The 13098-nt window shown below is 55.4% G+C and carries 11 protein-coding genes; 6 read left to right on the forward strand and 5 right to left on the reverse strand.

Annotated elements, in window-relative coordinates; translation table 11 throughout:
* Window positions 1-73: 73 nt before the first annotated feature.
* Window positions 74-913: a formate dehydrogenase accessory sulfurtransferase FdhD gene (fdhD, locus tag JWR17_RS10130; protein ID WP_299830802.1), complete on the forward strand. Its 840-nt coding sequence runs from the start codon at window positions 74-76 to the stop codon at window positions 911-913.
* Complete coding sequence (locus tag JWR17_RS10135; protein WP_299830804.1) at window positions 910-3243, forward strand: FdhF/YdeP family oxidoreductase; 2334 nt, start codon at window positions 910-912, stop codon at window positions 3241-3243. The genes fdhD and JWR17_RS10135 overlap by 4 nt, the downstream gene beginning before the upstream one ends.
* A gap of 135 nt (window positions 3244-3378) precedes the next feature.
* On the opposite strand, the gene JWR17_RS10140 is transcribed toward JWR17_RS10135, so the two are convergent.
* On the reverse strand, window positions 3379-3810 hold the full coding sequence (locus JWR17_RS10140) for a thioesterase family protein (RefSeq protein ID WP_299830806.1): 432 nt from the start codon (window positions 3808-3810) through the stop codon (window positions 3379-3381).
* Between the two features lie 89 nt (window positions 3811-3899).
* Window positions 3900-5834, reverse strand: a complete 1935-nt coding sequence (locus JWR17_RS10145) for an ATP-dependent DNA helicase RecQ (RefSeq protein ID WP_299830808.1) — start codon at window positions 5832-5834, stop codon at window positions 3900-3902.
* A gap of 206 nt (window positions 5835-6040) precedes the next feature.
* On the opposite strand from JWR17_RS10145, the gene JWR17_RS10150 reads away from it, so the two are divergent.
* Entirely contained in the window at window positions 6041-6790 is a 750-nt protein-coding gene (locus tag JWR17_RS10150; protein WP_299830809.1) for a hypothetical protein, read from the forward strand.
* Between the two features lie 203 nt (window positions 6791-6993).
* Window positions 6994-8124, forward strand: a complete 1131-nt coding sequence (locus JWR17_RS10155) for a hypothetical protein (RefSeq protein ID WP_299830811.1) — start codon at window positions 6994-6996, stop codon at window positions 8122-8124.
* 106 nt (window positions 8125-8230) lie between these two features.
* On the opposite strand, the gene JWR17_RS10160 is transcribed toward JWR17_RS10155, so the two are convergent.
* Together JWR17_RS10160 and hslO are read right to left on the reverse strand one after the other, a co-directional pair.
* Window positions 8231-9775 carry a phosphoenolpyruvate carboxykinase gene (locus tag JWR17_RS10160; RefSeq protein ID WP_299830812.1) on the reverse strand — a complete coding sequence of 515 codons (1545 nt, stop codon included), beginning with the start codon at window positions 9773-9775 and terminating at the stop codon, window positions 8231-8233.
* Between the two features lie 177 nt (window positions 9776-9952).
* Window positions 9953-10855, reverse strand: coding sequence for an Hsp33 family molecular chaperone HslO (gene hslO, locus JWR17_RS10165; protein WP_299830814.1), 903 nt, complete (start codon window positions 10853-10855; stop codon window positions 9953-9955).
* Window positions 10856-10964: 109 nt separating this feature from the next.
* Between hslO and JWR17_RS10170 the strand changes: the two genes are divergently transcribed.
* Entirely contained in the window at window positions 10965-11771 is an 807-nt protein-coding gene (locus JWR17_RS10170; RefSeq protein ID WP_299830816.1) for a phosphatase PAP2 family protein, read from the forward strand.
* A gap of 5 nt (window positions 11772-11776) precedes the next feature.
* Here the strand turns inward: JWR17_RS10170 and JWR17_RS10175 are convergent, their stop codons facing one another.
* Window positions 11777-12184 carry a S4 domain-containing protein gene (locus tag JWR17_RS10175; protein WP_299830818.1) on the reverse strand — a complete coding sequence of 136 codons (408 nt, stop codon included), beginning with the start codon at window positions 12182-12184 and terminating at the stop codon, window positions 11777-11779.
* Between the two features lie 122 nt (window positions 12185-12306).
* On the opposite strand from JWR17_RS10175, the gene JWR17_RS10180 reads away from it, so the two are divergent.
* Window positions 12307-13089 (forward strand): EAL domain-containing protein, encoded by a 783-nt coding sequence (locus JWR17_RS10180; protein ID WP_299830820.1) that lies wholly within the window; start codon window positions 12307-12309, stop codon window positions 13087-13089.
* Window positions 13090-13098 lie beyond the last annotated feature (9 nt).

The raw sequence follows: 13098 nt of genomic DNA on the forward strand, positions 1-13098 counted from the left end.
TCGGTAATAGCGATTAGACGCCATCCCACGGGAAGCCTAGGCTGGTGGCTAAATAATCAGCCGGTACTTTTCCATGCCTTCCAAGCGCACGGTCAGCACGGTGCCCGCCTTACAGTCGCCCGCGCCCACCGCAAGTCAATCCTATAGCTACTCCAATCTTGAGCTCGACACGTCCGCACGCACGGACCTTGCCGAAGAAGTAGCTTTGGCCATCACATATAACGGCATCAGCCAGGCGGTGATGCTGGTCACGCCTACCGACCTCGAAGACTTCATTGTCGGATTCAGTCTGGGCAGCGGCATCATTGCCTCCCCTGACGAAATCTATGACCTGAAACTCAGCGGCTCAGGCTCCGCGCAGCACGCCCAGGTAGAGATAGCCAGCCGCGCCTTCTGGAACCTCAAGCAGCAGCGACGCCAGCTAGCGGGGACCAGCGGTTGCGGGTTGTGCGGAGTTGAGGCGATCGAACAAGCGTTGCCCGAACTCACAGTATTGCCTGGCGCACCCTTGCCTCCGGCGATTTGGCTGGAAGGGCTGCGCCAACGCATCGGTGCCTTTCAGCCGCTGGGGCAGCATTGCGGGGCCGTTCATGCGGCGTTGTTCATGGACAGCAACGGCGAGCTGTTGCTGGGCCGTGAAGACATTGGCCGGCATAACGCACTCGATAAATTGATCGGCGCGCTGATCCGCCAGAACATTTCCATCACAGGCGGCCTTGCCATCGTCACCAGCCGCTGCAGCCTGGAGTTAATCCAGAAAGTCCTGCGCGCCGGTATTCAGACGCTGGTTAGTTTGTCCTCACCCACCGGCCTCGCTTTGCAATGGGCACGCCGGCATAACCTCAATTTAATTCACCTGCCGCAACACAGCGCGCCACGTGTCTATAGCCCTGCGATGGAGAGTCAAGCGTGAGCAGTAACCAAGCCGATAAAATCCCAGTCAAGCGCTACAAGCCCTACAAAGGCCCAGCGGGTGGTTGGGGCGCGCTGATGAGCGTGACGCAAGCGTGGCTGACCAGCGATAACGCGCTGAAAAATATTCGCATGATGCTTAAGACCAACCAGAATGGCGGCTTCGACTGCCCTGGCTGCGCGTGGGGCGACTCGCCGGAAAGCGGCATGGTCAAGTTTTGCGAGAACGGTGCCAAGGCGGTCAACTGGGAAGCCACCAAGCGCCGCGTCGACGCCTCGTTCTTCGCCCGTTACAGCGTCAGTTCTTTACGTGAGCAAAGCGATTATTGGCTGGAGTACCAGGGCCGCCTGACCGAGCCCATGACCTATGACGCCGAAACTGATCGTTACCAACCGATCAGTTGGGACGACGCATTTGCCCTGATCGGCCAACACCTGCGCAACCTGCCAAGCCCGGACATGGCCGAGTTCTACACCTCGGGTCGGGCTAGCAACGAAGCGGCTTATCTGTATCAGCTGTTTGTGCGCTCGTTCGGCACCAACAACTTCCCTGACTGTTCGAACATGTGCCACGAAGCCAGCGGCGTCGCCTTGGCGCAAAGCGTTGGCGTCGGCAAAGGCACCGTGACCTTCGCTGACTTCGAACACGCCGATACGATTTTTGTCCTTGGGCAAAACCCTGGCACTAACCATCCGCGCATGCTTGAGCCCCTGCGCGAAGCGGTCGAGCGTGGTGCGCAAGTGGTGAGTATTAACCCACTGAAGGAACGCGGTCTGGAACGCTTCCAGCACCCTCAGCGTCCGCTGGAAATGCTCAGTAACAGTTCCGAGCCCACCAGCACCGCGTTCCTGCGCCCAGCGCTGGGTGGCGACATGGCGTTGCTACGTGGTATGGGCAAATTCCTGCTGCAATGGGAACGCGAGGCACAGGCGGTTAACGCACCTTCGGTTTTCGATCATGATTTTTTAAATGAGCACACCGACGGCGTACTCGATTACTTGGCGTCCATCGACGACACACCGTGGGAGGAAATCGTTCAGCAGTCCGGTTTACCGCTGACCGACATCGAATTGGCGGCGCGGATGTACGCCAAAGGCAAAAAGGTCATTATGTGCTGGGCGATGGGCATCACTCAGCACCGCCACTCAGTGGCGACCATCCAGGAGATTGCCAACCTGATGTTGCTGCGCGGCAATGTCGGCAAGCCGGGCGCTGGCCTGTGCCCGGTGCGTGGTCACAGTAACGTGCAAGGCGACCGGACCATGGGCATCAATGAGCGTCCGCCGACGCTGTTCCTTGATGCGCTGGAAAAACGCTTCCAGTTTAAAATGCCGCGCAGTGACGGCCACAACGTGGTTGAAGCGATTCACGCAATGCTCGACGGTCATTCGAAAGTGTTTATCGGCCTGGGCGGTAACTTCGCCCAAGCCACCCCGGACAGCGCGCGTACCGTTCAGGCGCTGGGCAAATGCGACCTGACGGTACAGATCAGCACCAAGCTCAACCGCAGCCACCTTACCCACGGCAAACAGGCGTTGATCCTGCCGTGCTTCGGCCGTACCGACATTGATATCCAGGCCGAAGGCCCGCAAGCCGTGACCGTGGAAGATTCGTTCAGCATGGTTCACGCCTCTAACGGGCAATTGCAGCCGCTGTCGAAGCAGATGCGTTCGGAACCGGCGATTATCGCTGGTATTGCGGCGGCGACCCTTGGTCCCAAGCCAGTGGATTGGTTGTGGCTGGTCGCTGATTACAGCCGAATTCGTGATTTGATTGCCGATACTATTCCAGGCTTCAAACACTTTAACGAGCGCTTGAAGAATCCAGGCGGTTTTTACCTCGGCAATGCTGCGGGGGAACGTCGCTGGAACACTACAACGGGGCGAGCCAACTTCAGGGCCAACCTCCTGCCGGCGGATCTGGTGCATGAAAACGTCCGCGCAACCGGTCAGATTCCGGACTTGATCATGCAGTCGATGCGTTCTCACGACCAGTACAACACCACTATTTATGGCTTGGACGATCGTTACCGCGGGGTCAAGGGTCAGCGCGACGTGCTATTTGCCAACGAAGCCGACATCATCCGCCTGGGCTTCAAACCCGGACAGAAAGCCGACCTGATTTCGATTTGGAATGACGGTCTGGAACGTCGGGTCAAGGGCTTTACGCTGCTGGCCTTCGACATTCCTGCCGGACAAGCCGCCGCTTACTACCCAGAAGTGAACCCGTTGGTGCCATTGGAAAGCATCGGCGACGGCAGCAGCACGCCAACGTCGAAGTTCGTGGCGATACGCTTGGAAGCCGCAAGCGCAAGCGCTCGGATTTTGTAATCGCGTAGTGAAACCCTGATGGGAACGAATTTATTCGCTCCCATCAGGACTTCATGCGCCGCCCATCTGTAGAAGCCAACGTGTTGGCGAGGCGGCGTACCAAACTCCGTCGAACCTTCGCCACCGAGCTGGATCCTACAGACCCAGTGACTCTAACGCTGCGCGTACGTTTTCGGGAATCGGCACTGGCCGATTGGATGCGCGATCAACAAACACGTGGACAAAACGCCCCGCCGCACTCGCTTCATCCTCACCGACCTTGAACACCCCTAGCTCATATTGCACCGAACTATTCCCCAACTTTCCGACCCGCAGCCCCACTTCAATGAGATCCGGGAAAGCAATCGACGCGAAATAGTCACACGAAGAGCTAACGACAAACCCTACAACGTCGCCGTCGTGAATGTTCAGACCGCCCCGCTGGATCAAATAGTTGTTCACGGTGCTGTCGAAAAAACTGTAGTAGGTCACGTTGTTCACATGGCCGTAAATATCGTTGTCATGCCACCGAGTCGTGATCGCCTGGAAATGATGAAAGTCAGCGCGGTTCAGCTTTTGCTCGCTCATAAACAGACTCTAATGATGAAAGAACAGCCTCGTCTTCGACGCTGCTCCTAAAGTTAATATTTTCGAGCGCAACGCGGCCACAGCCACAGTCACTCAACCATCGCGCTCCGTGTCCATTCCCTCACCTGTGCGTACGGATAGTTTTCCAAGGCTGCAAAGCCCTTGATGCCTCGTGCTTTCAATTTGGTAAACAGCGGCACACTGATACCGCAGAGGAATCGGGTCAAGCCATCAGCGCTCGGGTCATAACCGCAGTAGTCCAAGTGCCTGCGCAGAAACGTCCCACACAACTCATCGAAACTTTGCTCGGCCAAGTCCGGCAGTGCCGGGGGCGCCGGCAGTCTGGCAATAGCGCCATGACACACCGAACAATGCCCGCATCGCTCTGGCGCGTTGACGTCACCGAAGTAATGAGCGAGCCGATAACCCAGGCACTGCTCAGTGGCGAACAGATCAAGCATGGCGTGAATACGCGCAACTTCGGTGGTTTCGTGCTGCTTGAAGTAGTCGTGCAGCTCAAGGGCTAGCGCGTCCGGATCAAAGTCAGTATTGAGCAAGCTGTAGACCTCTGTCATCTGCTTGCTTTCCAGCTCGATCCAGCCTTTCTCCTGAAAGTAATCCAGCGCGGTGACTACTCGCCCACGCTCGGCTTGATGCTGCTGATACAGCGCATCAAAGTTGACCGTGGCCCAAGTGCGCGCTCGACTTGAGGTCTCGATAATCCCATCGACAAACTGTCGCCGCTCGCCTTCAAAGCGTTCCGACAGTGCGTGAGGCTCTATCAAAAATTTAAACCGGTATTCGGCAAAATAAGCAAAACGCGGGGCGATAATGCCGCGCAACTCGAGCTGTACGAGTAGGGTTTTCAACGGCAACTGGCGAATATTGCTTTGATCGGCCAGCGGTCCCAATAACAACTCCCACTGCCCGTCGTTGGTCGCCGTCAGCAGCTCATCGACGACATTGCGAATGCCCAGATATTCCGGTGTGTCGCCATACACGAAGTTCTCAAGAATATTCAGGCTGTCGCGGTTAGCCAGCACCAGACAGTCCGACGGCGCGCCATCACGGCCTGCGCGGCCGATCTCCTGGCTGTAGTTCTCGATGGATTTTGGCAGATCGAAATGCACCACATTGCGGATGTCGCTCTTATCGATACCCATGCCAAATGCGATGGTGGCGACGATGCAATTCAATCGTCCAGCCATGAACTGCCGCTGAATCGACTCGCGCTGATCGTGAGGCAGGCCCGCATGGTAGGCGCTTGCGGCAAGTCCGTTTTGACTCAAATGCGCGGCGATCTGCTCGGCTGTCTTTTGCAGCGTGACATAGACGATTGTTGGCTGGCCGCCCCGCTGGCCCAACCATTCCACCAATCGCCTACGCTTGTCGCGCCCCACCACCGGTTCAACCAATAAATTCAGATTGGGACGATAAAAACCAGTGGTCACCACGTCGTCCGGCGCAATGGCGAATTTAGCCTGCATATCGGCGATAACCTTGGGCGTCGCGGTAGCTGTCAGCAACAAGGTTTGTGGAATATTGAATTGGCGCTGGTAGTCCGGAAGCTTGAGGTAATCAGGGCGGAAGTTATGCCCCCACTCGGAAATACAGTGCGCTTCGTCAATAACCAGCAACGATATCGGCACTTGCTCGATGAAATGACGAAAGCGTTCGTTCTTCAGGCGCTCCACGGAAATCATCAGAACCTTTAGCTCACCCGACCGGGCGCGGGCCATCACCTGCGCGGCCTCGTCGCGGCTTTGCGTGGACTCTATGCTCGCCGCAGCAATGCCATGGCGCTGCAAAAAAGCCAGCTGGTCCTGAATTAACGCGAGCAACGGCGAAACAACCAACGTCAGGTGCGGAAGCATTAACGCTGGCAACTGATAACACAGTGACTTGCCCGACCCGGTAGGAAAAATCGCTGCCGCAGAACGCCCCGCCAATACAGCACTAATCACGGCCTCTTGCCCGGGTCGAAACTGCCGATAACCGAACACCTGCTCAAGACGCTCATACATAGGCGGTCACTCCATTGACTATCACATAGGCGCCAGACCATAACCCGAAGCCATGGGTTTCACATATACAGAGCGTGTTATGCATCGTCTCGGGAAGTTTCATCGCATTCTCTGAGCGGACAGTACTGGCAAACTGCTATGCGCCGGTTTAACCTTCGCGCCACGATACACCAGAGCATTACCGCGCGACCGCCAAGGAAGCAAAAATGAATGACCAGAAACAACCGGATGATGACGGCCTCATACACATTCAACGGCTAATCCCGGACCAATTTGACGTCGTACTCGGCAGTCACCCCGGCAAGCAAAAACCTGTGCGCCCTCCGTCATCCAGCTCGTTCGGTCGTAAAGTTATTTTCGTCGCAGCACTGGGTTTTGGTGCCTACCTGTTGGCCGGTCTGCTTCATACTGGCAAGCCCATCGAAAAACTGGTCATCGCCCCGCCTGCTTTGGTTGAGCCGGTAGTCGCAGCTGTCGAGAGCGTTACGCCGATGGAGATAAGGAAGCCTGTTGCCCCTGCGCTACCTCAAATTGTGATCGAAGAGCCCGCACCGGCGCCGACACCTGTTCAGCGTACCAGCACCTCATCGGGATTCCAGAGCATGGTCTCCCCCAGCTACATGGCAGATTACAAATCCGATCTCCAGCGCGGTACCACTCCCCAGCGGAAAGTGAAAGTAGACATCGTCACCGTGTCTATCCGTGAGTGGGACGGTCGCAATCGCTACCAGGCGCAGTGGAGGATCTACAACAACCATATTGAAGACGACAGCGTGTGCTTTAACTTCCCCAATGCCTCCGTCGAGCACCGGGAGTGCCGCAAAGCTGCTCAGGTCTTTTTTAAAGAGCAATGCCAGGAATGGACTAAACGCGCTGACAGCGATCGCCTGGAGCAAAGCAAAGCCACAGAACAGCGTTATTGTGGCGCAGCAGGCAGCTTTAATCCTGCAGGGTGAAGATATATTCAGAAGGCCGCGCAACTTGATATTCCTACAAACATAAAGGGAGCGCCTTACGCGGCGACTTCTTCTATCCACACTCTCTTAATGCTCCATGTACATGCTTGCTAATACAACACTTCCCGCAACACTGATACACATGACAGCTAAATAAAACCGTTTACTCTCAAGTTTCAATTGGCGAAACAAGAGATAGCATCATGAGTATATTTACTGTTTACTTTTGCGGCACTGGCTCCACTAAATATGACAATAATAACAAAAGCTACTGGGATGGCGAGCTGATCTCGACCTTAGCCAATAACAGCACCGGCCATGAATTTGCCGAGTGGACGATTGTGGACGGGCCTGGCAGCGGCAACCTTCAAGCTGACGACATGTTCGAGAAGATTAAAGAATATGAATTGCGAGGCACTCTTTTCGGCAAAGGCTGGGAAGAAAACGTCAAACACGCTATTCATATGATCAAGGGCTCATTCAACTGGCACCGTACCGAACTGACGGAGGCCAACTATAAAGTGTTAAAGAATGCAGGTATTCCAATCGAAGAGGTACAAACTACCGGATCTTTCTTGTGGAGAAAATACAACTACGGCAATCGTAAACCGACCCCCCAAGAACTCCAGCAGGCCATTATCAAACTATACCGAAAGGGCGGCCCGATCCCTACACAAGTGAACCTGGTGGGCTGGAGCCGCGGCGGCATCAGTTGCCACATGCTCGCTAACGCGATGTTAGCCGACAGCCAACTTAAGCACATTAAGGTCAATATCTTCGCCGTCGATCCGGTGCCAGGCATTTTGAATTTTCAAGGAGAAAAGGTTTCATTAGGCAGCAACGTTTCCGAGTACGTAGCTTTCTACGCCAAAGATGAGCGTTCTAAAGGCTTTGCCTGCGTGATTCCGACCACCCACTCATCAACTAAAGTTCACGTCTATCCAATGGCTGGACGCCATGCCACGCTCGTAGGCAATGCGGCGGCCAATGGCTCGGAAGGCGCAAAGGCATTGCCTGAGCCGGGCAGAATCGTCAGGCATTTTGCCGAAACATGCTTGACGCGCTGGGGCGTTCAATTGAGTAAAAAGCTTAATTTGAGCACGGCAGAAATTGCCAGGTTCCATGAGTCATTTGAGCAGAATGAAGGGAAGTACATCGCGATGCGCAAGGAGTCTTACACGAAGATAACGGAGGGGGATTCAGAGCAACGGGCGGTGTCGTTTGGCAATAAGGGCGTTCCCTTTAAAGCGATTGCAGGCGCTCAATATCAGCCTGAACTAGGCTTGGCCGCTGGTTTGGTGATGACCGAGTCAACGTACAAACATATTCGTTAACGACCTATTAGCGGTTGCTGCCATCGCGCAATACGCAAGAAAATAGACCATGAATTTTAAAAAAAACCGCCCATAAGGGCGGTTTTTTTATAATTCATCTACCCACTTATAACTTAGGGCCAGCCGCTTTGATTGAATCGCTGACGTCGAACTTCTTGAAGTTTTCAACGAACAATCCAGCCAGTGCCTTGGCAGCTTCGTCGTAAGCCGCTTTGTCTGCCCAGGTGTTGCGCGGATTGAGCAAGGCGGTGTCCACGCCGGGTACCAGTTTCGGCACGTCCAGGTTAACGGTAGCAAGGTGTTCAGTTTCTGCGCCGATTAGAGCGCCGCTCTGGATGGCCGCGATAACGCCCCGAGTCGTCGGAATGTTGAAGCGCTTGCCAACGCCATAGCCGCCGCCAGTCCAACCGGTATTAACCAGGTAAACCTTCGAACCAAAGCCACGAATACGCTTGATCAACAGCTCGGCGTATTCCCCCGCCGGACGCGGGAAAAACGGTGCGCCGAAGCACGTGGAAAAGGTGGACTTGATGCCGCTGCCCGAACCCATTTCGGTGGAACCGACCAGTGCGGTGTAACCCGACAGGAAGTGATAAGCCGCTTGCTCTTCGCTGAGGATCGACACCGGCGGCAATACGCCGGTCAGGTCGCAGGTCAGGAAGATCACAGCGTTTGGCTCGCCACCGAGGTTTTTCGGCGCGCGTTTTTCGATCAGTTCGCGCGGATAAGCAGCGCGGCTGTTCTGGGTCAGGCTGTCGTCGGCGTAGTCAGCTTTTTTGGTGACCGGGTCGATGATGACGTTTTCCAGAACGGCGCCGTGCTGGATAGCTTTCCAGATAACAGGCTCGTTCTTCTCGGAAAGATCGATGCACTTGGCGTAGCAACCGCCTTCGATGTTGAACACAACGCCAACGCCCCAGCCATGTTCGTCGTCACCGATGAGGTAACGGCTTTCATCAGCGGAAAGCGTGGTCTTGCCGGTGCCGGACAGGCCGAAGAACAACGTTACATCGCCTTCTTCGCCCATGTTGGCAGCGCAATGCATCGGCAACACGTCGACCGCCGGCAGCAGGAAATTCTGCACGGAGAACAAGGCTTTTTTCATTTCGCCGGCGTAACGCATGCCCGCAATCAGCACTTTTTTAGCGGCGAAGTTGATGATCACTGTGCCGTCGGAGTTAGTGCCGTCACGCTCAGGTTCGCAGACGAACTCTGGAGCATTGATGACCTGCCATTCGGTCTTCGCGGCTGGGTTGTACTGTTCAGGGTTGATGAACAGGCAACGGCCAAACAGGTTGTGCCAGGCGGTACCGGTGGTCATTTTGACCGCCAGGTAGTGCGCAGGATCAGAGCCTACATGAACGTGGGAAACGAAACTTTCGCGCTCGCTCAGAAAAGCTTCAACACGGTTCCACAGGGCATCGAACGTGTCAGCCGGGAATTTTCGGTTGATTGGGCCCCACGCGATGGCGTCTTGGGTGCTTGGCTCTTCAACGATGAAACGGTCAACCGGCGAACGACCTGTGCGATGGCCCGTTTTCACGACCAGCGCGCCAGTATCGGCAAGCTCGCCTTCACCGCGATTCAAGGCTTCTTTAACCAGATCATCGATGCTTAGATCGGTGTATACGGCGTTATTAGCTTGCGTCATGAGGTTCCCCGTCGGCCCAGGCCGAGTGCTCCAAACATTTTGTAGTAGAAACTCTGACACTACTACAGCGGAAAAAGTGGGCCGGATTATGCCAGAAATGCTCAAAAAAGGTAGAACCCTCCTGTCAGAACGACAATAACGCCGCGCAGCAAGGGTTTAGAGCGCATTCAGAGCTGTTTAATGCCGCGTATCGGAGGGTGAATCAACCCCGCCACCGGCAAATATCTGCGCAACGTCAGTGGCATCGAACAGATAGCGCTGATTACAGAACTGGCAGTCAATTTCAATGGCACCGTTATGCTCGATGACCAACTGCTGGGCATCCTCCATCCCAAGGCTGACCAATGCATTGGCCGAACGCTCACGGGAACAACTGCAACGGAACTGCAGCGGCTGGATATCGAACATGCGCACCGCGTCTTCATGAAACAAGCGATGCAGCACGGTTTCATTGTCCAGGCTGAGCAACTCTTCGGCTGTCAGGGTGCCGGCCAATGCGGTGACATGCTGCCAACTGCCTTCGCGGTCTTCCGGATCAGTCAACCGGTCTGCAGGCAATTGCTGTAACAACAGCCCCCTGGCACGGGTGCCGTCGGCGTTAAGCCAGAAACGCGTCCCCAACTGCTCGGACAGCGCGAAATACGACGTCAGACTTTCCGATAAGTCCACGCCATCCAGAGCCACAACACCCTGATAGCGCTTACCCTGACGTGGGTCGATGGTCAGGGTCAAAATGCCGTCAGGCATCAGGTCTCGCAGGCCGGCATCCGGCGCGATCTGACTTTCCTCGTAACGAGCGATCCCGCGTATTTCCCGGTCGCTGGAGCACTCAACCATCAGCATCGGCACCGCGCCGCTGGAATTGGCTTGCAGCACCAACAATCCATCGAATTTCAGCGTACCGACCAACAGCGCCGCCGCAGCGAGCATTTCGCCGAGCAACTGCGCCACAGGCTCTGGGTAGGGGTGCTTGGCCAACACTTCGGCGTAGCTGCGCTCGAGCGCTACTAACTCACCGCGTACATCGCTTTCGTCAAAAATAAAACGCTGGGTGTAATCAATGTCCGGAAAATCATGCATAAGAAAAGGTATCTGAAGTGATGACAAAATAATGACAAGCGCTTATAAAGCGCCGCTTGAGACCTGACAATTTTTAACTGCCGTTAGAGTGCCAAATGGGGGGCATTTTATGAACAATCAAGAACTCTTCCACGCCAGGTGGGATTTCGGCCGTCTATTGCTATGCAATTTACTCGCTCTGGCGCTGATGTGTTTCTGGCTGTGGCCCACTGCGCACGCTATTTTTACTGACTTTGACGAGTGGCTTTTCCGCCTGCTGAATCACCCGTTGGGCGAGAGCACAGTGTGGCTCTACATCTGGACTGTTGCCAGTATGCGACCTTTCGACATCATCATCGGTCTGATTTTGCTGGCGCTGCTGATCAAGGGCGACTGGGTGTTCAAGGCGTTTCAAGTGCGCCAGGCGTTCTTGGGCTTTATCTCGATCCTGGTGTTATTGCTGGTTATCCGTGTGATCTTTGACAAGACCGTCAAGTACCTGGGCTTGCAACACAGTAGCCCCTCAGTGGTGCTTGAAGGTGCCCTGAGCATGACCACCTTCTTCCCAAATCTTCCCGAAGTGCTGGACCTGAAGGACAGCTCCAACCAAAGTTTCCCGGGTGACCACGCGTCGGTACTGCTGATTTGGGCGTCGTTTATGACAGTGTTCAGCCGGACCACCGGTCAACGCCTGGTCATTTGGGGGTTGGCATTGCTGTTCATGATGCCGCGCCTCGTTGCTGGCGCTCACTGGGGCCAAGACGACTACATTGGCGGCATCGCCATGGCATCACTGGCATTAGGCTGGGGTTACTACACCCCGTTCGCCGCAGGGGTCTCGCATTTGTTGCTACGTGCTACAACGCCCTTGTTCAAGCCGCTGAGCTATATACCCGTGATCCAGCAAATGAGCGTTGTGCGCTTTCCAACCGCCTGAGGCGCTCAGTCGTCACTGCCTGAGCCATGAAATTGATGGAATTGCCGACGCTGTTTTTTGGTCGGCCGCCCATCAGTGCTAATGCCCAGGCTTCCAGCCTTGCGCATGGCCGCAGCGTTTTCACGCTTGGCGATACTTTCCGGGGTTTCGGTGTACAGAGCCTGAGCCTCGGGCGCTCCGCGTCTTATCGCCGATAACGCCTGGACCACTACGGTGCGCTCGTCAAAGCCCGCCCGAATCTGATATTCATCACCGACGCGCGGTTCTTTGCCCGGTTTGCAGCGTTCGCCCCGCCAATGAACCTTGCCGCTTTCGATCGCAGCCTTGGCCAAGGCCCGGGTTTTAAAGAACCGTGCCGCCCACAGCCATTTGTCCAGCCGTACTTTGTCGTCCTCTTCCTGTTTTTGTGCCATTGGAATTCCTCAATAAAGATGACAACCGGAACTGTACTACGACACGTAGAGCAGGCGTCAAACCGATCCCCGGATTAGAATGCCCAACCTATCGACGGACCCTTTGGCGCAAGGAGTGCTACGTGACTGATTTCCCTATCTCTCTGACTCATCCAAATGCTGGGTGCGACGGCTGCCGAACCGGATCTGAACTGAATTTCGATTTTGCATTTGCCTACCAGCCCATCGTCGATCTGCGCGATCGCTCAGTATTTGCCCATGAAGCATTAGTGCGCGGTTCCAACGGTGAAGGTGCGCTTTCAATTCTGAGCCAGGTCGACGCGCAGAATCGCTACCGCTTCGACCAACGCTGCCGCATTCAAGCCATTGCCGGCGCTGCCAGACTGGGAATGCGCGAGCGCCTGTCGATCAATTTCCTGCCCAACGCGGTGTATCGCCCGGAATTGTGCATTCGCAGCACGCTTGAGGCCGCCAAGGAACATAACTTCCCGCTGAGCCAGCTGATTTTCGAGACCGTCGAGAGCGAACATCTAGATAACAATCGCCATCTGACCAATATTCTGCGTGAATACCGCGAATTCGGCTTCAAGACGGCCATCGACGACTTTGGCGCCGGTTATTCCGGGCTCACGTTGCTGGCTGATTTTCAGCCAGATCTTATCAAGCTCGACATGGCGCTGATTCGAGATATCCATCAGGATCGGGTTCGTCAGGCTATCGTTCGTGGTGTTGTCACAATCTGTGCAGAGTTAGGCGTTACAGTCATCGCTGAAGGCATCGAAGTCGCCGGAGAGCGTGACTTTCTCACTGACTGCGGGATATTCCTGATGCAAGGCTATTTGTTCGCCAAGCCTGCATTCAACGCTTTAGCCCAGGTCGATCCTGGTGCCTGGCAGACTGTTTGAGACGTACGG

The organism is Pseudomonas sp. (assembly GCF_028293835.1).
Lineage (GTDB): Bacteria > Pseudomonadota > Gammaproteobacteria > Pseudomonadales > Pseudomonadaceae > Aquipseudomonas.